16 protein-coding genes are annotated in these 17861 nt (G+C 70.7%); 9 read left to right on the top strand and 7 right to left on the bottom strand.

Features of this window, described 5'->3' with window-relative positions; translation table 11 throughout:
- Position 1 precedes the first annotated feature (1 nt).
- Entirely contained in the window at positions 2–631 is a 630-nt protein-coding gene (locus ACFYL4_RS24970) for a fasciclin domain-containing protein (RefSeq protein WP_387521531.1), read from the bottom strand.
- Between the two features lie 260 nt (positions 632–891).
- Between ACFYL4_RS24970 and ACFYL4_RS24965 the strand changes: the two genes are divergently transcribed.
- Positions 892–2484: an OmpA family protein gene (locus tag ACFYL4_RS24965; protein WP_387521529.1), complete on the top strand. Its 1593-nt coding sequence runs from the start codon at positions 892–894 to the stop codon at positions 2482–2484.
- A gap of 238 nt (positions 2485–2722) precedes the next feature.
- The gene (locus ACFYL4_RS24960) at positions 2723–3499 is read left to right on the top strand and encodes a DUF4352 domain-containing protein (RefSeq protein ID WP_387521527.1); all 777 of its coding nucleotides are present in this window, start codon (positions 2723–2725) and stop codon (positions 3497–3499) included.
- Between the two features lie 127 nt (positions 3500–3626).
- Here the strand turns inward: ACFYL4_RS24960 and ACFYL4_RS24955 are convergent, their stop codons facing one another.
- Positions 3627–4310 carry a hypothetical protein gene (locus ACFYL4_RS24955; protein WP_387521525.1) on the bottom strand — a complete coding sequence of 228 codons (684 nt, stop codon included), beginning with the start codon at positions 4308–4310 and terminating at the stop codon, positions 3627–3629.
- A gap of 297 nt (positions 4311–4607) precedes the next feature.
- Between ACFYL4_RS24955 and ACFYL4_RS24950 the strand changes: the two genes are divergently transcribed.
- From ACFYL4_RS24950 to ACFYL4_RS24920, 7 genes are all read left to right on the top strand, one after another.
- The gene (locus tag ACFYL4_RS24950) at positions 4608–5579 is read left to right on the top strand and encodes a LysR family transcriptional regulator (protein ID WP_387521524.1); all 972 of its coding nucleotides are present in this window, start codon (positions 4608–4610) and stop codon (positions 5577–5579) included.
- Positions 5580–5816: 237 nt separating this feature from the next.
- Positions 5817–6950 carry an ABC transporter substrate-binding protein gene (locus ACFYL4_RS24945; RefSeq protein WP_387521522.1) on the top strand — a complete coding sequence of 378 codons (1134 nt, stop codon included), beginning with the start codon at positions 5817–5819 and terminating at the stop codon, positions 6948–6950.
- Positions 6947–7801, top strand: coding sequence for an ABC transporter permease (locus ACFYL4_RS24940; RefSeq protein WP_387521520.1), 855 nt, complete (start codon positions 6947–6949; stop codon positions 7799–7801). Before ACFYL4_RS24945 ends, ACFYL4_RS24940 begins: the two co-directional genes overlap by 4 nt.
- Complete coding sequence (locus tag ACFYL4_RS24935; RefSeq protein ID WP_387521518.1) at positions 7801–8718, top strand: ABC transporter permease; 918 nt, start codon at positions 7801–7803, stop codon at positions 8716–8718. Before ACFYL4_RS24940 ends, ACFYL4_RS24935 begins: the two co-directional genes overlap by 1 nt.
- Positions 8715–9566, top strand: a complete 852-nt coding sequence (locus ACFYL4_RS24930) for an ABC transporter ATP-binding protein (protein WP_387521516.1) — start codon at positions 8715–8717, stop codon at positions 9564–9566. Before ACFYL4_RS24935 ends, ACFYL4_RS24930 begins: the two co-directional genes overlap by 4 nt.
- Positions 9556–9912 (top strand): hypothetical protein, encoded by a 357-nt coding sequence (locus ACFYL4_RS24925; RefSeq protein WP_387521514.1) that lies wholly within the window; start codon positions 9556–9558, stop codon positions 9910–9912. The genes ACFYL4_RS24930 and ACFYL4_RS24925 overlap by 11 nt, the downstream gene beginning before the upstream one ends.
- A 200-nt stretch (positions 9913–10112) precedes the next feature.
- Positions 10113–11084, top strand: coding sequence for a dimethylarginine dimethylaminohydrolase family protein (locus ACFYL4_RS24920; RefSeq protein ID WP_387521512.1), 972 nt, complete (start codon positions 10113–10115; stop codon positions 11082–11084).
- A 66-nt stretch (positions 11085–11150) separates the two neighbouring features.
- Here ACFYL4_RS24920 and lpdA read toward each other — a convergent pair whose 3' ends face one another.
- The 5 genes from lpdA to ACFYL4_RS24895 form a co-directional block, all read right to left on the bottom strand.
- Positions 11151–12557, bottom strand: a complete 1407-nt coding sequence (lpdA, locus tag ACFYL4_RS24915) for a dihydrolipoyl dehydrogenase (RefSeq protein WP_387521510.1) — start codon at positions 12555–12557, stop codon at positions 11151–11153.
- 132 nt (positions 12558–12689) lie between these two features.
- Complete coding sequence (locus ACFYL4_RS24910; RefSeq protein ID WP_387521508.1) at positions 12690–13619, bottom strand: DedA family protein; 930 nt, start codon at positions 13617–13619, stop codon at positions 12690–12692.
- A 148-nt stretch (positions 13620–13767) separates the two neighbouring features.
- Entirely contained in the window at positions 13768–15414 is a 1647-nt protein-coding gene (locus tag ACFYL4_RS24905; RefSeq protein ID WP_387521506.1) for a hypothetical protein, read from the bottom strand.
- Between the two features lie 84 nt (positions 15415–15498).
- Positions 15499–16605: a winged helix DNA-binding domain-containing protein gene (locus ACFYL4_RS24900; RefSeq protein WP_387521505.1), complete on the bottom strand. Its 1107-nt coding sequence runs from the start codon at positions 16603–16605 to the stop codon at positions 15499–15501.
- Between the two features lie 818 nt (positions 16606–17423).
- Positions 17424–17861, bottom strand: a 438-nt coding sequence (locus ACFYL4_RS24895) for a glycoside hydrolase family 15 protein (protein WP_387521503.1), incomplete at its 5' end; no start/stop codon positions are given.

The following is a 17861-nucleotide window of genomic DNA, read 5'->3' as shown; positions in this document are numbered from 1 at the left end:
GTCAGGACGGGATGAGCAGCATGTCCACCACGTGCACGGTGGCGTTGGCGGTGCGCACGTCCGCGCACACCACCGGCGCGTAGTCGTCCACGACGTACTCCCCCGTCGATCCGGAGGTACGCACCTGGCCGCCGCTGAGGGAGTCGAACACGCCCGCGCCCAGATCGGCGCCGCCGACCCGATCCGCGACGACGTGGTAGTTGAGCAGGTACGCCAGGCCGTCCCGGTCCCGCATGAGGTCGTCCATCTCCCCGTCCGGGTACATGTCGAAGGCCTCGTTGGTGGGGGCGAACACGGTCACGCCCTCCGCCGTGTCCAGGTCCTCCCCGAGCCCGGCGCGCTCCAGAGCCTCCGCCAGACGGCCCAGGACGGGGCTGTCGGCGATGGCGGTCGTGAAGGTCTGGTCGGCCATCGCGCCGAGGCTGCCCGCGCCCCTCGAGGGGAAGTCCGAACAACCGGGGCCGAAGGGTTCGGCCGTGTCCCCGTCGGCGGCCGCTCCCCCCTCCCCGGACTCCCGGACCGCCTCGCGGGCGGCCCCGTCGCCGGTGTCCCCGTCCCCGGAGCCGCAGGCCCCCAGCGCGAGTGCGAGTGCCACGGCGGTCGTGGCCGCCGCGAGAGTGGTTCCGCGCATGCGTCTCTCCTTCGGACGATGTCCTTCCGTCACCGGGATACGACGCTACGTGTCGGTGGATTGTCGGGCGGTCCTCGACTCACCACGGACCGCGAGCGGGCGGTGCCATCCGCCGTTCCACGACCGAAGAATCCCCCATACGGGTCACCCCTGGCCAGGGCGGTCGACGTCGGGCCTACGCGGACGCAGTGGTCGGTTCGACCCCGCGAGTGCAGGAGGATATTGCCCGTACGTCTCCTCAACGATCGGAGTTCCCCCACATGGCGCGGAAGACGCCCCTCACCGTGGTCGCGCTCATGGTCTCGGGCAGCCTCCTGCTCAGCGGCTGTACCCCCGTGTCCGACTGGTGGTCACAGACCTTCGGCGACGCGTCGGGCCCGCCGGAGGTGAGGGAGGAATTCCCCTACGTCCGCGAGGGCCGCATCTTCCAGGACACCGGTCAGGACGCCGAGATGCGCTTCTCGATCACCGGCCTGGAGCGCACCGACGACTACACGGTCATGCATTACGAGGTCACTTACCTGGACGACTTCGCCGGTCCCAACCGGAACCTGAGCATGGCGCACACGCTGGTCGACCCCCTGACCGGCCGCGTGTACCGGCAGTTCCTCGACGAGGGGGGACTCAAGTACGGTTCCGAGAGCCCCAACGAGGACGGTCTGTACCCCGTGCACGACGGGGTCACCAACGAGTACACCCGGTACTTCCCCAGGATTCCGGACGAGGTGGCCCAGGTGACCTTCGTCGGCAGCGGCCTCGGTGCCATGACCGGCATCCCCGTCCAGGACGTGGACGAGGAGAGGGCGGACCCCGAGAACCCGAACGGGCCGGACCACCTCAGCCTCGACAACCCGCCCGGGCGCGGGGAGAACCTCACCTTCGCCAACCGGCGCCCCGACGAGGACGCGGTCGCGGACGAGGGGTGGGTGCAGAGCTTCGTGGACTCCGAGATCGCCTCGACCACGCGTGACGGCGACCGCGAGATCATCTCGCTGCACTCCGACGTGATGTTCGAGTTCGACCGGTCGGACCTCACCGAGACCGCTGCCGACGTCGTGCGGCGCGCCGCGACCACCCTCGCGAACAACGTCGACCCGGACGACCCCACCATCACCGTGATCGGGCACACCGACGGCATCGGCGACGCCTCCTACAACGACAACCTGTCGGTGGAGCGCGCGGAGACCGTCCGCGACCTCCTGGCGGAGGAGCTCGGCACCGACTACAGGCTGGAGGTCGAGGGCCGGGGCAAGCGCGAGCCGATCGCGCGGGAGGGAGGCCCGGACGACGAGGAGGCGCGGGCGCGCAACCGCCGTGTGGAGTTCTCGTACGTGTTCAACCCGACGGTGGAGGCCACGGAGGACGAGGAGTACGACGACGACGGCCTGGGCGTCGCGCAGCGCAACGTCACCTGGCCCGCGCCGTACAGCGACGACCCGGGTTCGGTGGTCGCCGAGGGGGAGAAGGACGGTATCCGTCTGGAGGTCTACCCGCTGCGGCGGGACGGCGCGTACGTCATCGGCACGGTGGCGATGACCAACACCACGGACCGGCCGCTGGCCCCCGAACTCGGCGGTTCCGAGACGGTGGCGGGCGGACCCGAGCAGTTCAACAAGGGCACCCTGGGCGGGTTCCAGCTGTTCGAGCCGGACAACGGCCTGGTGCGGTACGTGGCGCAGATGGACTTCGGCGAGGGGCGCTACAGCAGCTTCGCCGAGGAGGTGCACGTGATCCAGCCGGGCAACACCCACGAGCTGGTGGCGGTGTACCCGGCGCCGCCGGTGGACGTGAAGGAACTGACCCTGCGGGCGGGCCCGTTCGGTGAGTTCGAGGAGATCCCGGTCGACTACTGACCGGTGAACCGGGAGGGGCCGCCGACGACGGCGGCCCCTCCCGCGTTTCCCGGGCGCGCGGGGCGTCGGCCGCTGATGTCCGCATTGGTCCGGAACGCGTGGTGAATCGTCACCATGGTCGGTTAACGTCGGTTCGCGATGTGCGGAGTGGGAACCCGGCCCGGGCGATCCACGTCAGATCGGCGCACACGTCGTCCCCTGCGGCTCCCGTTCGCCGCACTCCCAGAGAGGGAGCCTCATGGCCTATCCCAACGGTCCCCAGCAGCCGCACGACCCCCAGCAGCCGTATGGGGGCCAGGCGCCGTACGACCCCCAGCAGCCCTACGGCCAGCAGCCTCCGTACGGTGACCAGGCTTCCTACGGCCAGCAGCCTCCGTATGGTGACCAGCCTTCCTACGGGCAGCAGCCTCCGTACGGCGCTCAGCCTCCGTACGGCGACCAGCCTCCCTACGGTCAGCCCCCGAAGCAGGGCATGTCCACCGGCAAGAAGATCGGCATCGGCTGCGGGGGCTGCCTCGGCGTCATCCTCGTCCTCCTGTTCGTCGTCGGGCTCGTGTCGGTCCTGGGCGGCGGAGACGACAGCTCGTCCTCCGGCGGGTCCAGCTCCTCGGAGTCGGAGGAGGCCGCGACCGAGGAGACCGACGAGGCCACGGAGGAGGAGACCACCGAGGAGGCCACCGGCGTCGTACTGACCGCCTCCGTCGCGGGCACCGTCGGAGACACGATCGACGACACGGTGTACACCGCCATCGACATCACCATCGAGAACAACAGCGACGAATCGATCGAGGTCAACCCGATCTACTTCAACGTGACCCTCGCCGACGGGACCGTCCGCTCCGACTGGGCGGAGGCGATGTTCGCCGAGATCGAGCAGCTCGACGCCGTCAGCCTCGCCCCCGGCGAGACGTTGGAGGGCCAGATCGCCGTGGTCGGCGACGACCTCGACATCGTGTCCGTCGAGATGGAGGAGCTGTTCGGCCTCCAGGAGACCCTCTCCGCCGACGTCGGCTAGGCCGGGAGGGCCGGGGCCTCCTCCGCGCACCGGTGCTGGCACCGCGCACCCTCCGCGCCGTGTGCCCCGTGAGACACCGCGAGGGGCCGCCGACACACGTCGGCGGCCCCTCGGTCGTTCTCGTCTTCTAGTCGCGGATCTGGCCCGCGGCCTGGAAGACCACCCGTTCCAGGTCGCCGCGCTCGACGTCCTCGAAGTACGCGATCGCGGTCACGTAGAAGTCACCGGGCAGCTGGAGGTACAGGTGGCGGCTGGAACCGTCGACCGTGCCGACGTACTCCAGGTCGCCGCCCAGGTCGTCGGAGTCCTCCGTGTGGTAGGTGTCCACGTCCACGTCGACGTCCACCTCCCAGTTCATCTCCGCTTCGGCCCCCGGGACCCGGACGACGTCCGGGTTGGCGCTGGGGTCCGCGCCCGACGTGAACACCAGGGTGAAGGAGGGCGTCCCGGGCTCGGTGCTCCCGTCGCTGAACGTGCAGGAGAGCTGCTCCGCGTCCTCGATCCCCTCGATCTCCCCGCTCTCCTCGGTCACCACCTGCCCCGGTGCGAGGTCTCCGACGATCTGGGCGGCTCCGGCCGCCTCGCACGACTCGGGGAGGCCGAAGGACGACGCCTGCGCCTCCTCCTCGGTCTGTTCCTCGGGGCTCGGGCTGGCGCTCGCCTCCTCTTCGGGGGAGTCGCCGCCCGCTGACAGGCTCAGGTCCAGGTCGAGGTCGACCACGTCGCAGCCGACGAGGACGACACCGCCGATCACGACTGCGGCGACGGCCGTGCCCAGGCACGAGAGGGGAGTGGACGGGATCAGGCGCATGGGTGGCTTTCGGTTCGGGGTGCGCCGGGCTGGAGGCCGCTCCGGCGGGGGACACACGGAAACTTAGCAAGTCCGGCGCCCCGGGGACGTCCCGCGCGGTCCCGCCGCCGGGACGGGGCGATCCGCTCCCGGCGGTCGGTTTCTGGAATGTCAGAATCAGAATCGTTAATAGTCTGCAAAGGGAGTTGCCGCTGGCCCTCGTGTGCCAGGTGGTCGGTACGGTGCTTGATTTGCCTTTTGGGGCGGTATCGTGAGTGCTCTCCACGTCCCCCCACATAAACCGGAGATCCTCCCGCCATGCTCGACGCGGACATTCGCCTGGAGTGGTTCGTCTCGTTTCTGGCGGTGGTCGAAACCGGTAGTTTCGTCGCCGCCGCGGAGTCGACTCGCAGGTCACAGCCGCGCGTTAGTCAACATGTCGCTGCGCTCGAACGTGAGATCGGACAATCCCTCTTCGACCGCAAGAAACGCCCGGTGCGACTCACCGAGGCGGGGGCCGCCCTGGCCGTCCAGGCCCGCAACGTCCTGCGCTCCCTGGAGGAGGCCGAAGCCGCGATGGCGCCCTGGCGCGGCGGCGCCCAGGGCATCGTCATCCTCGGTTCGTGCCCGAGTGCCAGCGCCGCCTTCGTGCCCGACCTCCTGCGCTCGCTGGCGGGCAGCGACCCGGACATCAGGGTGGTGCTCACCGAGCACGCACCCCTCGAACTGGACGAGGCGCTCGCCTCCGGCGGGGTCGACCTGTGCCTGCGGCCCATGAGCCCCAAGCCCGCACCCTCCGTGGCGAGCCGGGCCCTGTGGGCGGAGCCGCTGGTGGCCGTACACGCGGACGACCACCCGCTTTCGGAGGTCCCCGATCCGCTTCCGCTGGCGGCCATCGCCGCGTACCCCATCGTCACCATCGGTCGCCTCGACGCTCCGGGGGCGGCGGAGCTGGAGTCCTACCAGGCCTTCCAGGAACACGGTCTGGCGATCGACGCCGTCCAGGCGACCAACCAGCCGCAGACACTCGTGTCACTGGCGGCCCGGGGGATCGGTGTGGGGGTGACCAACTGGCTGGCCGCCCAGAGCTCGGACACCACCGGGGTGCGGGTCCGGCTCCTGGAGAGCTCCCCGCAGCGCCGCGTCGCGGTCTGCTGGGACACCGCCCGGGCGCTCACCCCGGCGGCGCGGAGAATACTCCAAGCCGTTTCCGAGGCCCGCCGACCTGCCGGAACGATTCCCGTTCGTGCGCACAAAGCGAACAGGGTCGAGAGCGTCGTGCCTGGGTAAGGGAGTATTCGTTTTCCGAATAAGGATATAAGCGAATGGTTCTTCACGTTCTGTCCCGTCCCCGGTACGGTCGTGTGTCGAAAGCACGAAAGGCGCGGGAGCGCATCCTCCCCGCAGCAGTTCGCGCTTCCTCCATTCCCTCTCCGTCGGCGGGCGGGCCCCAGGTCCGTGCTCATCGGCTGAAGCGGTACGCGCGCCCGGATGAGGGCGACCCCCCCAGTTACCGGAAGAACCCCCATGCAGCGATTTCCGCTCACACCGCTCTCCCTTGCCTGTTCCGCTGTCCTGGTCGCCACCGCGTGCGGCGGCGGCGCCACCGTCGACGACGACGTGTCAGGTGGGCAGAGCACGGCCGACGGCTCCCTCACCGCCGGGTACGTGTCCGCGATCGACCAGTTGGGCCTACCGGTCGCGACCGAGATCGGGCACTTCGAGGACCACGGTCTGAACGTCACCCTGGCGGACCCGTTCCCCACCGGCGTCGACGCGATCAACGCCCTGGAGGCTGGTGAGGTCGACATCATCCAGGTCGGAGTTCCGGGCCTGGTGGCCGTCTCCGAGGGCGTCGACCTGGTCTTCGTCGGCAACTACTCCGGTTCCTCCACCCAGCGCAGCATCGACGAGACCATGGGCATCGTGGCGTCCGAGGACTCCGACATCGACCCCGAGGACCTGTCCACCCTCGAAGGCGCCACGATCGGCACGAGCGTGGGCACCATCAACCACCTCTACCTGCTCAGCATCCTCAAGGACTTGCGTATCGACGTGGACGACGTCGAGCTGGTCAACACCGCTCCGCCGGACATGCCGGTGGCGCTGGAGACCGGCGGGGTGGACGCCACCGTCAACTGGGACCCCTGGCCGATCACCATCGAGGAGCAGGTGGAGGGCGCCTACGAGGTGGTCCGCGGGGGCGGCTACATCCCCTACGTCGGCTACATCGCGACCACTCCGGACTACCTGGAGGAGAACCCGGAGATGGTCGAGGCCTTCCTGGCCGCCCGCGCCGCCTCCGACCAGTGGATTCGGCAGAACCCCGAGGAGGCGGCCGACACCGCCACCCGCTGGCTGACCGGCACGGACCTCGAGGTGGCCCAGACCGCGATGGAGTTCAACATCGCCCAGCTGGACGCCCGGTTCTCCGCCTGCAACTTCCTGGCCATGGACACCGTGGCGAACCTGTTGGAGGAGCAGGAGGTCATCTCCTACGACTTCGACATCAACGACCACCTGAAGCCCACCCCGATCCTGTCCGTGGAGGAGAACCACCCGGAGCTGTTCGACGACCTGGCCGAGACCCCGAACACCGCCGAGATCGAGTCCGACCACTCCTTCGTCCGCGAGGTCGACCAGGACGCGTGCGCCGTATGACGAGCGGCCCCGCAGGCGGTCCCGCACGCGGGACCGCCACGCGACCCCGCACGGCCGCACCGAGGCGCGGCCGTGCGGGGGAGCGGGTCGTCGGACTGCTCTGGTTCGTGCTCCCGTTGGTGGCGCTGACCGGGGTGTGGGCGGCGGCGGTCGGTGTGACCGGCGTGCCCAAACGGATCTTTCCCCAGGTCACCGATGTCAGCGCCGCGCTGTGGAACATGGCCCTCAGCGGTGACCTGCTCCGACACCTGAGCGCCAGCCTCTACCGGGTCCTGGTCGGGAGCGTCATCGCGATCGCCACGGCGATCCCCTTCGGGATCGCCCTCGGAACCAGCCGCGTGCTGTCGGCCTTCTTCACGCCCCTGCTGCGCTTCTCCGTGGCCCTCGCCGGGATCGCCTGGATTCCGGTGGCCACCCTGTGGCTGGGGTACGGGAACGGCGCCGTCATCTTCATCGTGTGGAACGCCATGTTCTTCGCGCTGGCCTACAACACGATGCTGGGCGTGCGCGGCATCCCGGAGGAACTGCTGCGGTCGGCCCGGTCCCTCGGGGCGGGGCCCTGGCGGATGTTCTGGGAGGTCCTGCTGCCCGGCGCGCTGCCGAGCGTGGTCAGCGGATTGCGGATCGGCCTCGGCTACGGGTGGCGCGGGCTCGTCGCGGCGGAGATCATCGCGACGAGCGCGGGCCTGGGGTACGCGCTCTTCCTGGCCCAGACCTTCTACGCCACCGACGTCATCGTCGCTTCGATGGTGGTCATCGGAGTCCTGTGGCTCCTGACCGACCGTCTTCTGCTCGCTCCGTTGGAGCGGAACACGGTACTGCGGTGGGGCATGACGGGGGGTGGCCACTGATGTCGACCGAGACGCGTGGAACCGGGCCGGGAACGTCCGCGCCCGCAACGTCCGGGGCGGGCACGAGCCGGACGGGAGCCGCGACGGCGCGCGGGGTCCGCAGACGGGCCCCGCTGCACAGGCGGGTGTGGTTGCGGCTGACCCGCAGCCCGGCCTTCCGCACGCTGGGCCCGTTCGTTCCGGTGGTCGCGCTGTGGTGGGCGCTGGCCGAGAGCGGCGTGTTCCCGCAGGCGTTCTTCGTGGGCCCCGACCGGGTGGTCGTGGAGTTCGTCGAGCTGTTGCGCAAGGGGGTCCTGCCCGGATACCTGGGCGACTCCCTGGAGCGGCTGGCCTACGGGGTCGGTTTCGGACTGCTCATCGGGTTGCCGATGGGCTTCCTCACCGCCCTGTTCTGGCGGCTGCGCCGGGCGGTGTGGCCGATCCTGCTGTTCTTCCAGGCGATCGCGGACATCGCGTGGCTGCCGATCGTCATCGTGTGGTTCGGGTTCAGCCTGACCGCCGTCACGTTCGTCATCGTCTACACGATCGTGTTCCCGCTCATGCTGAGCGTGGTGTCCGGGGTGGAGCAGGTCCCCAAGGAGCTGGTCCGGGCCGCGCGCAGTCTCGGCGCGGGCCGGGTCCGGGTGTTCTTCGAGGTGATCCTGCCGGGCGCGCTGCCGTCCGTGGCCACGGGCGTGCGCACCGGCCTGGGCTACGGCTGGCGGGCGCTGGTGGCGGCGGAGATCATCGTCGGCACCAGCGGGATCGGGTTCATGATGTTCGACGCCCGCCGGGTGGGCGACGTCAGCCAGGTGTTCCTTGGCATGGTCGTGCTCGGGGTGCTCTGGTACATGCTCGACGCGCTGGTCCTGGCGCCGTTCGAGCGGGCCACCGTGGAGCGGTGGGGGATGGTGCGAAGGATGGAGGGCGACGGATGACCGCGCTGGTGATCGAACACCTGGAGAAGGTCTACACCGACTCCTACACGGGGGACGAGGTCGTCGCGATCGGCGACGTGTCCTTCGCTGTGGAGCGGGGCGAGTTCGTGTCGGTCCTCGGCCCGAGCGGCTGCGGCAAGACCACCGTCCTCAACACGGTGGCGGGGTTCGTGGCCCCGACCTCCGGGACGGTGTCGGTGGACGGCCGCGAGGTGCGCGGCCCCGGGCCCGACCGGGGGGTGGTGTTCCAGGGGCACGCCCTGTTCCCGTGGAAGTCGGTGCTCGGCAACGTGGTCTTCGGACTGCGGATGAAGGGTGTGGGGCGGCGTGAGCGCGAGGAGCGCGGCCGTGAGTTCCTCAAGCTGGTGGGTCTGGCGGGGTTCGAGAACCGTTACCCGCACGAGCTGTCCGGCGGGATGCGCCAACGCCTGGGCGTGGCCCGGGTCCTGGCCAACGAGCCCGCCGTGATGCTCATGGACGAGCCGTTCGCGAGCATCGACGCGCAGACCCGGCGCAGGCTCCAGGAGGACCTCACACGGATCTTCGAGGAGCGCCGTCCCACGGTGTTCTTCGTGACCCACGACATCGACGAGGCCGTCTTCCTCTCCGACCGGGTCGTGGTGCTGTCGTCGCGGCCGAGCACGGTGCGGGAGAGCGTCACCGTGGACCTGCCCCGCCCGCGCTCGTGGCGTACGGCGGTGGACGACCCCGGGTTCCGGGCGGCCGTGGCGCGGATCAACGAACTCCTGGCCGTGGACGCCGAGCGGGAGGACGGGGGTGAGGCCGCCCCGGGAGCCGGAGGGGACGCCTCCGGGGGAACCGAGGGGGGAGTCGGCGATGTCGGCTAGGTCCCTGGGGGCGCGGGCGCTGCGCGGCGCGACCCTGCGCCGGATCGCGCTGGTGCTGCTGCTCGTCCTCCTCTACCAGGGGTGGCTGGGGGTCCAGGCGGTCGGGAAGGCCGAGCCGGGGCTCGGAGACGCCCCCGACGAGCGGGGCAGGTTCGACGTGGACGTGGTCCTCGGGTTCGCGCCGGAGCGGTACCACTTCCTCCGGCTCCAGGACCACGGACGGGTCGCCGGGACGACCGACACCACGGTCCACCTGCGGGGTGTGTCCCCGGCCGGGGTCGACGCCCTGGCCCGTGAGTACTGGATCGAGTCCCTCACCGCCCCGGAGTCCGACGCGCGCGGATAGGCGCGGTGGGGCGGGGAACCGGACACCGGACGTGGGGACGGCGCGGTGGGGCGGGGCGGGGCCGCGCTCCACCGCGGGGACACGCCGTACGCTCGTGAGCCGGGCCCGTCGAACCGGGCCTGCACGATGATGGGGAGGTCGAGTGCGCGGGTGACGCCCGAGTGAGGCGCACCGCACGACGGTGACGCGAGGGAGCGCCCATGCCCGAGGTAAGGGTCGACGACGAGTTCTCCACCCTGAGGACGGTGGTGCTGTCCCGCTCCGAGCTCGGGCTGCCAGAGACCCCGCCCGAGACGTGGGACACGGACTTCCTCGGGGGCGACGCGGCCCATGCGGCCACACCCGGCGCCGACCTGGACAGGGACCTGCCGGACTTCGCCCGGGTCCTGCGGCGTGAACGCGAGGAACTGGGATCGCTCCTGGTCTCCCACGGGGTGGAGGTCCTGTTCCCCCGTCTGCTCACCGACCAGGAGAAGGCGGTCTCCCAGGGACGCGGGTACGCGAACCTCTTCGTCCGCGACCCGCTGATCACCGTGGGAAACCTCGTGATCGAGGGCTCCCTGAGGTTCCCCTATCGGCGGGGCGAGGTCCTGCCCCTGCGCGACGTCCTCCGGGAACGGGTGGACCCCGCGGCCTCGGTGCGCGTGGCGGTCCCCGTTCCGGAGGTCCCCGATCCCGGGGACGCCATTCTGGGGTCCGGGCCCTTCCTGGAGGGCGGAGACGTCCTCGTCCTGGGGCGCCGGGTGTACGTGGGGACGTCGGGGCTGGCCACCAACGCGGCCGGGATCGCCTGGCTCCGCAAGTTCCTCGCACCCTACGGCCGGGTCGTGGAGGAGGTGCGCCTGCACCCGGGGATGCTGCACCTCGACTGCGCGCTGGGCCTGGTCCGCGAAGGACTGATGATCGTGTGCGAGGAGGCGCTCCTCGACGGAGTGCCGGAGTCCCTGGACTCGTGGGACTCGATTCCGGTGAGCTTCGACCAGGCCACCGCGCTGGCCGCCAACGGGCTCCCACTGAACCCGCGAACCTACGTCACGGACCCGGAGTTCGAGGACGTCGGCGAACGGTTGGAGGCCTTCGGGGTGCGCGTCGAGTACGTGGACCTGCGCGCCACCCGCTCCCTGGGCGGCGCCTTCCGGTGCAGCACCCAACCGCTGGCCCGGTACGGCTGAACGACGACGGGGCCGACCCCGCCAGGGACCGGCCCCGCCTCCCTCACACGGGGAGCCTTCGGCGGATCAGAAGTTGATCATGTGCCCGGCCAGACCGTGCACCGCTTCCTTGACCGCCTCGCTGAGCGTGGGGTGCGCGTGGATGTTGCGCGCCACCTCGTGCACGGTCAGGTCCCACTGCTGGGCCAGGGTCAGCTCGGGCAGCAGCTCGGTGACGTCCGGGCCCACCATGTGGGCGCCCAGGAACTCCCCGTACCGGCCGTCCGAGATGATCTTGACGAAGCCCCGGGTGTCGCCCAGACCGTGCGCCTTGCCGTTGGCCATGAACGGGAACTTGGCGACCTGGACGTCGTAGCCCGCCTCGCGCGCCTCCTGCTCGCTGTAGCCGAAGCTGGCGATCTGCGGCTGGCAGTAGGTCGCGCGCGGGATGAACCGGTAGTCGATCTCCTGCGTCTCGGCGTTGGCGATGGTCTCCACCGCCACGATCCCCATCGCCTCGGCCGTGTGCGCCAGCATGAGCTTGGCGGTGACGTCGCCGATCGCGAAGATGTGCGGGACGTTGGTGCGCCCGCGCCCGTCGATCTCGATGGCGCCCCGCTCGGTCAGCGCCACACCGGTCTTCTCCAGGCCGTAGCCCTCGACGTTGGGGGAGAAGCCGATCGCCTGGAGGAGCTTGTCGGCCTCCAGAGTGCTCTGCTTGCCGTCCGAACCGGTGACGGTGACCCGCACCCCGGACCCGGTGTCCTCGACCGACTCCACCTTCGTGGAGGTCAGGACCTTCACACCGAGCTTCTTGTAGGCGCGGGCGATCTCCTTGGAGACCTCCTCGTCCTCCAGCGGCACGACCCGGTCGAGGAACTCGACGATGGTCACGTCGACGCCGTAGTTGCGCATCACGTAGGCGAACTCGACCCCGATGGCGCCCGCGCCCGCGATGACGATGCTGCCGGGCAGCTCCTCGCTGAGGATCTGCTCCTCATAGGTGACGACCCGCTCGGACAGCGAGGTGCCGGGGATCAGCCGGGTGGAGGACCCCGCCGCGATCACCGCGTTGTCGAAGGTGACGGTCTCGGTGGAGCCGTCCTCGGCCCGCACCTCGATCGTGTGGCCGTCGACGAAGGTGCCGCGCCCGTTGAGCTCGGTGATCCCGTTCTTCTTCATGAGGAAGTGGACGCCCTTGACCCGGCCGTCCGCCACCTCGCGGCTGCGGCTGAACGCCTTGCCGTAGTCGAACTCCACCGTGCCGTTCACCTTGATGCCGAACAGGTCGGCCTCGTTGTGGAACAGGTGGGCGAGCTCGGCGTTGCGCAGCAGCGCCTTGGAGGGGATGCAGCCCACGTTCAGGCAGACGCCGCCCCAGTACTTCTCCTCGACGACGGCCGCCCTGAGGCCCAGCTGGGCGGCGCGGATCGCCGCGACGTAGCCGCCGGGCCCGGCGCCGAGGACGACCAGATCGAAGTGTTGCTGTCCCATGACGGGATCTCCTTGAGTGTGTTTGTGACGCACCCAGCGCAGCCGGCTTGCCCGGGGTGTCGGATTGCCGATCGCCAGCCTAGTCAAGGAGTCCGCCTTCGCGCGCGACCGTACGTGAGGCCGTGCTGACTTTCAGGAGTCCTCGCTGGTGGCGGCGGGTGCGGATGGGGTGCGAACGGCGGAGTCCGATTCGTCGTTCTCCCGGGCTGCCAGGCGCTCGGTCTCGGCGTCGTAGGCCGCGCCGACCTCCTTGAGCACCCGCGCCCTGCGGACACTCATGTCCCTGATGCCGCTGATCGCGGGGACGGCCGCCATGGCGAAGATGAGCGCGAACATCAGCCAGACCGCGTAGCCGTCGATCAACAGGACCACGTCCACCCCGGCCTGGCCCGAGCCGTACCCGATGCCCGCCACGACCGCGGTCACCAACAGGGCGCCGAGGGCGTCCAACAGCATGTAGGTGCTCAGCCGCATGCCGTTCACCCCGGCCACGATGTGGGGGATGCCCCCGGGGACGCCGGGCAGGTAGCTCAGCGGGATCAGCATCCGCATCACCCACGGGTTCATGGTCTGGAGGCGCTCGGCGAAGTGGCGGCCGCGCTCGCTGGGCACGAGGAAGGTGATCATGCCCTGCCCCCAGCGGCGGCCCACCCACCAGAACAGCCAGTCGATCTTGATCTTGCCGACGACGCCCGCGACGATCACCAGCCACAGGGGCGCCTCACCGATGCTGGCGAAGGCCGCGGCGGCGCCGACGGCCGCGTGGCTGCCGGTGACGAACGCTAGGGGGAGGGCGTGGTCCGCGATGAAGAGCGGGCGCAGCGGCATCGTGAGGAGGAAGAACGCCGGAATCCCGACGAGCATCCAGGCGAGGACCTTGTCCTGCCGCTTCATGGTGCTCGGCCAGGGGCGCTGGTTCCTCCACTGTTCCTTGGCCCTGCGGCTCTCCTCCTCGTCCCAGGCGCGGCCCGCCCGCTGGAGCGCCTCTTCGCGGGTGGGTCGGGGGGAGGGAGCCGTGTCCTGTGGCCCGTGCTCCCGGGGGGTGTCCCTCGTCGTCGTCATGTCCCCATGATTTCGCGCCCGGGCACCGCGCTCCAGTCCCACCCATCACCGTCAGGCTGTGAGCGGTGCGGTGCTCGGGGGATGACAGTTGTCACGCGGCCGCGTACGGGAGGGCGCGGCGGCACGGAACGGCCCGGTCGGGGGCGGGTCACCGCCCGGGCGGCCCCATCGGCCACTTCCAGTGCGGCGCCCACGTGCTGCCGTCCGACACCCCGGGAGGCATGGGGGGCAGCAGGCGGGCGCCGGGGGGCAGGGGGGTGTCGCGCGGGTCGTCCGCGGCCGGGGCGTTGGCCGGGCGGACGTCCGCGCCGGGGTCAGGCAGGGGGCGGGGGTCGCGCCACAGCGGTTCGTCGAGCGGTGGCTCAGAGAGGGAGCCGGGGAACTCCGTCGGGTCGTCCGTCCCCGGCGCCGTGGGAGTGAGCGCGCCCGACCAGGCGGCGGGCACGGTGAAGTCGTCGGGCTCGTCCTCGGCGTCGTCCACGGGTTCGGGCGGCCGTGCCGGGGGGTCGAACAGAGACGCGGGGGAGTCGGGGAAGGCCGCGCCCGCCCCGGGGTTGATCGTGATGTCCTCGAACGACGCGGACAACTCGCCGCCCGGGGCGTCCAGGTGCGGGTCCAGGGCGGCGAAGGGCGCCGACATCGGGCCGGAGTCCACCTCGGCGAAGTGTGCGGCCACACCGAAGTGCGTGGGCGGGCGCCGGTGCGCGCCGGTGTCGTCGTTCTCGATGGCCGGTGCCTGCGGGTGGCGGACCGACCCGGCCGGGTGGACGCGGGCCCACCAGACCGCGGCCTCGTCCGGGTGCAGCTCCGCCAGGACGGTGAGGGAACCGGGGACGTGCGGGTGGCGGCGCCCGGCCCGCCAGGAGTGCAACAGCGACTGCGGTTCGAGCACCAGCACCCGTTCGCCGTCCACCAGCGGGACGTCGCCGGGACAGGCCTCGTTCCCCACCCAGGTGCCGTCCCCGCCCACCAGGTCCCACTCGCCACGCACCACGTCGGCCAGCGGGTCCACGGCGGCGTCCAGGGAGGCCGCGACCCAGCGGGGGTCGGGCCGGGTACCGGGCAGGCGGTGCCCCTCCTTGCCGATCAGCGCGTCGGCGAGCAGGGTGTGCAGCTGGAAGTTGTCGCTCAGGCCGTCGAAGGCGACCCGGAACCCGCGCCAGGACGCCCGGTCCAGCACCAGGAGCCGGTCCACCTCGGACATGCGCAGCAGCTCGGCCGTCTCGCCGAACTCGCTGAGCCGTGTGGAGAGGGCCTGCACGATCTGGCCCAGCTCGTGCAGCGCCCCGGGGTCGGCGCGTACGGCCGCGCGCACCCCCGAGTCGCCCAGCATGGCCTTGGCGGCCAGGCCGTAGCGCAGGGAGGTCCACCAGCCGACGGTGGCCAGCGGGGCGTTGTCGCCCAGGACCTGCTCGACGCGCGCCTCCTCGCCCTCGCCCACGTCGTTCGGGGCGGGGAGCGGGCCGCCGCCGGTCTTCTCCCACGCGTGGAGGAAGGCGACCGCGGCCTGGCCGTAGCTGCCGAGCTGGCGCAGTACCTCGAGGCCCACCTGGCCGGCGGGCGCTCCGGACTCGACCAGGGCCCCGGCCAGGACGGAGAGGTCGGCGGCCACTCCCGCGTGGGGTTCGCTGTCGCCCAGGACCGGAGTCAGCGCCTCCAGCGCGATGGCCAGCTCCTCCCGGGGCACCTGGGAGGAGAGCCGGAACACGTCGTGCACGGCCTCGGGGAAGCCGGGTGCCTGGCTGGCGGCGGTGTCGAGCACGCGTTGGAACGCGGCACGGAACTCTTCAGTCACCCCAGAATCCTGTCATACCCACACGCGCCCTCCGTGGTCAGGACGCACGTGCACAAAACGGTCGATTCCCGGGTGGTGGTCGATTCAGGCGGGAAGCGTGAAACGGAGTCGCGCGTCCTCGTCCTCGGGGAAGAGAAAGGCGAGTAGACGCTCCCCCTCTTCGGTGATCTCCTCGTTTTCCGAAGAGTTGAACGCGCGAAAGGGAGTGACGTCCAGCGCGGGTGTGCTGCGGCTCCGGTCCACCCTCCAGGAGGCGGCCACCTCGCCGTCGACGAGCACCGTCGCGGGCGGCATGCCGTTGCGGGCGGAGAGCCGGCTCAGGTTCTCCCGGGACACGACCCGGCTCCGGTCGGCGTGCCCGCGCAGCAGGTTGTCGAAGTCGTAGAGGAAGCGCACCGGCGCCGGGGCGTCCGCCTCCGGGCGCGGGGCGTCGGGCAGGTCGAACAGCTCCGTGCCGGAGTCGTCGCGGAAGGACACCAGCCGCTCCCGCAGCCCGTCCACCACGGCCTTCGTCCTGGTCATCCCGGACCAGGCCTGCACGTCCCGTACGCTGGCCGGGCCGAATCCGGCCAGGTAGCGCAGGACCAGCGCCCCGGGGTCCGGTCCGGGGGCCGGCGGCAGGCCGGTCCAGGTGTCGGCGGGGGCCAGTACCGGCTGCCCGGAGGCGCCCCACACGCCGCGCGGCGGAAGCTGCACGACCGGAAGCAGGCAGCGGACCACGTAGGCCAGGTCGGCGCCGTCCACGCCCTCCCACCGGGCTCCGATCTGTTCGCCCAACTCCTTGGGGGTGAGCGGCCGCTCCTCCAGGATCTTGCGGCCCAGGGCGACCACCTCGTCCCGATCCACACCGGCGGTGGCCCTGCCGTGCGATCCGTGCGCGAGGTCGCGCTCCATGACCTCCTGGGTGGTGGGGCGCATCCACGCGGCGTCCTCGGCGGAGACCAGGTGCAGGGTGGAGCGCATCAGGGACATGCGCACCAGCGCGCCGTCGGTCAGGAGTCGGCCCACCTCGTGCGGGTCGAAGTCCTCCATACGGCTCTGGAACCCGATGTACCAGGTGTGCGGCGTCTGGGCCTGGAGTCCGGCCAGCCGGGCGAGCACCTCGGTGGCCGGTCGATCGGTGCGGCGCAGCAGGAACTGGCGCTCCAGGGTGGCGCGGTTGAGTTCGCGGCGGCTGAGGGTCGCGGTCATGGTGGTCCCTCCCGGTGTGCGGAACGTGCCGGAACCCTATCCCGGGCCTACGACGCGGACGGGTGTACCACGCCGCGTCCGGCCCGGTCACGGCGCAAACCCCCTCAGACACAGCGGGGTGCGGCTGAAGGCGAGGTTCCCCCTTCACCCCCCGGGGGGGTTGGAACCTCAGACATGCGCGGTAGTAAGCCGCACGGCGCAAACCCCCTCAGACACAGCGGGGTGCGGCTGAAGGCGAGGTTCCCCCTTCACCCCCGGGGGGTTGGAACCTCAGACATGCGCGGTAGTAAGCCGCACGGCGCAAACCCCCTCAGACACAGCGGGGTACAAACGTGCACGTGAGTGCTGGGTTCAGTAGAGCGGGTTGGCCGTAGAGCGGTAGGCGGGCGCTCGGACGGCGGGGTTTTTACCAGTCCGGGGGACACGCATCTCTGGAACACATCGGTTGTCCTGGGGGGTGGCCCGGTGCCGTGCTTGGCCCTGAACCGCCAGTCGTGTCACACGAGAACACGTCCGCCAAGTGCGGTCCGGGCAGAGCACCATCCACACACCCCGCCCTGACCAGAGTCCTCAACACACAAGGGGTACGCAGTAACCCGCACAGGACCTACCGGCCCAAAGGGATCAGCGGGTTGGCCGTAGAGGGTCCCACACACAACAACCACAACCCCCGTACCCACAGCTCACATCAACCACAGACCCCAGTGCCCGCCACAAACAACAACCACAACCGACCAGAAAGCGGAAGGGGCGTTCCCGGTGGGAACGCCCCTCACCGCGATGCGCTTCGTGGGGTCTGGGTCAGTGTTGGTCGAGGATCAGTGTTGGTCGAGGAGTTGGGCGCAGCGGATCAGCCCCAGGTGCGAGTACGCCTGCGGGTGGTTGCCCAACGCCCGCTCGGTCACCGGATCGAACTCCTCCGGAATCAACCCCGTCGGCCCCGCGCAGTCCACCAGATGCTTGAACAACTCCTCGGCCTCGGCACGCCTGCCCGTGAGCAGATACGCCTCGATCAACCACGTCGTGCACAGATGGAACCCGCCCTCACCACCGGGCAACCCGTCATCACGGTGGTACCGGTACACCGTGGGCCCCGACCGCAGCTCCGCCTCCACCGCCGTCACCGTGGCCTGGAACCGCTCGTCAGCCGGATCGATCAACCCCGCCAGACCGATGTGCAGCGACGCCGCGTCCAGATCCGTACCGTCATAGGCGGTGGTGTAGGCCTGCGCCTGCTCGTTCCACCCCTTCTCCAG

It is taken from the genome of Nocardiopsis sp. NPDC006938 (genome assembly GCF_042869555.1).
Classification (GTDB): Bacteria; Actinomycetota; Actinomycetes; order Streptosporangiales; family Streptosporangiaceae; genus Nocardiopsis.
Note: the sequence above shows the minus strand (reverse complement) of the source record. Positions and strands in the feature narration are given on the sequence as shown.

Excerpts from the sequence above, each read along its gene's own strand:
- ACFYL4_RS24965 (WP_387521529.1), top strand. The coding sequence starts at position 892 with ATGGCGCGGAAGACGCCCCTCACCGTGGTCGCGCTCATGGTCTCGGGC.
- ACFYL4_RS24910 (WP_387521508.1), bottom strand. The coding sequence starts at position 13,619 with ATGACGACGACGAGGGACACCCCCCGGGAGCACGGGCCACAGGACACG.
- lpdA (WP_387521510.1), bottom strand. The coding sequence starts at position 12,557 with ATGGGACAGCAACACTTCGATCTGGTCGTCCTCGGCGCCGGGCCCGGC.
- ACFYL4_RS24950 (WP_387521524.1), top strand. The coding sequence starts at position 4,608 with ATGCTCGACGCGGACATTCGCCTGGAGTGGTTCGTCTCGTTTCTGGCG.
- ACFYL4_RS24945 (WP_387521522.1), top strand. The coding sequence starts at position 5,817 with ATGCAGCGATTTCCGCTCACACCGCTCTCCCTTGCCTGTTCCGCTGTC.
- ACFYL4_RS24935 (WP_387521518.1), top strand. The coding sequence starts at position 7,801 with ATGTCGACCGAGACGCGTGGAACCGGGCCGGGAACGTCCGCGCCCGCA.
- ACFYL4_RS24925 (WP_387521514.1), top strand. The coding sequence starts at position 9,556 with ATGTCGGCTAGGTCCCTGGGGGCGCGGGCGCTGCGCGGCGCGACCCTG.
- ACFYL4_RS24960 (WP_387521527.1), top strand. The coding sequence starts at position 2,723 with ATGGCCTATCCCAACGGTCCCCAGCAGCCGCACGACCCCCAGCAGCCG.
- ACFYL4_RS24900 (WP_387521505.1), bottom strand. The coding sequence starts at position 16,605 with ATGACCGCGACCCTCAGCCGCCGCGAACTCAACCGCGCCACCCTGGAG.
- ACFYL4_RS24920 (WP_387521512.1), top strand. The coding sequence starts at position 10,113 with ATGCCCGAGGTAAGGGTCGACGACGAGTTCTCCACCCTGAGGACGGTG.
- ACFYL4_RS24970 (WP_387521531.1), bottom strand. The coding sequence starts at position 631 with ATGCGCGGAACCACTCTCGCGGCGGCCACGACCGCCGTGGCACTCGCA.
- ACFYL4_RS24930 (WP_387521516.1), top strand. The coding sequence starts at position 8,715 with ATGACCGCGCTGGTGATCGAACACCTGGAGAAGGTCTACACCGACTCC.
- ACFYL4_RS24940 (WP_387521520.1), top strand. The coding sequence starts at position 6,947 with ATGACGAGCGGCCCCGCAGGCGGTCCCGCACGCGGGACCGCCACGCGA.
- ACFYL4_RS24955 (WP_387521525.1), bottom strand. The coding sequence starts at position 4,310 with ATGCGCCTGATCCCGTCCACTCCCCTCTCGTGCCTGGGCACGGCCGTC.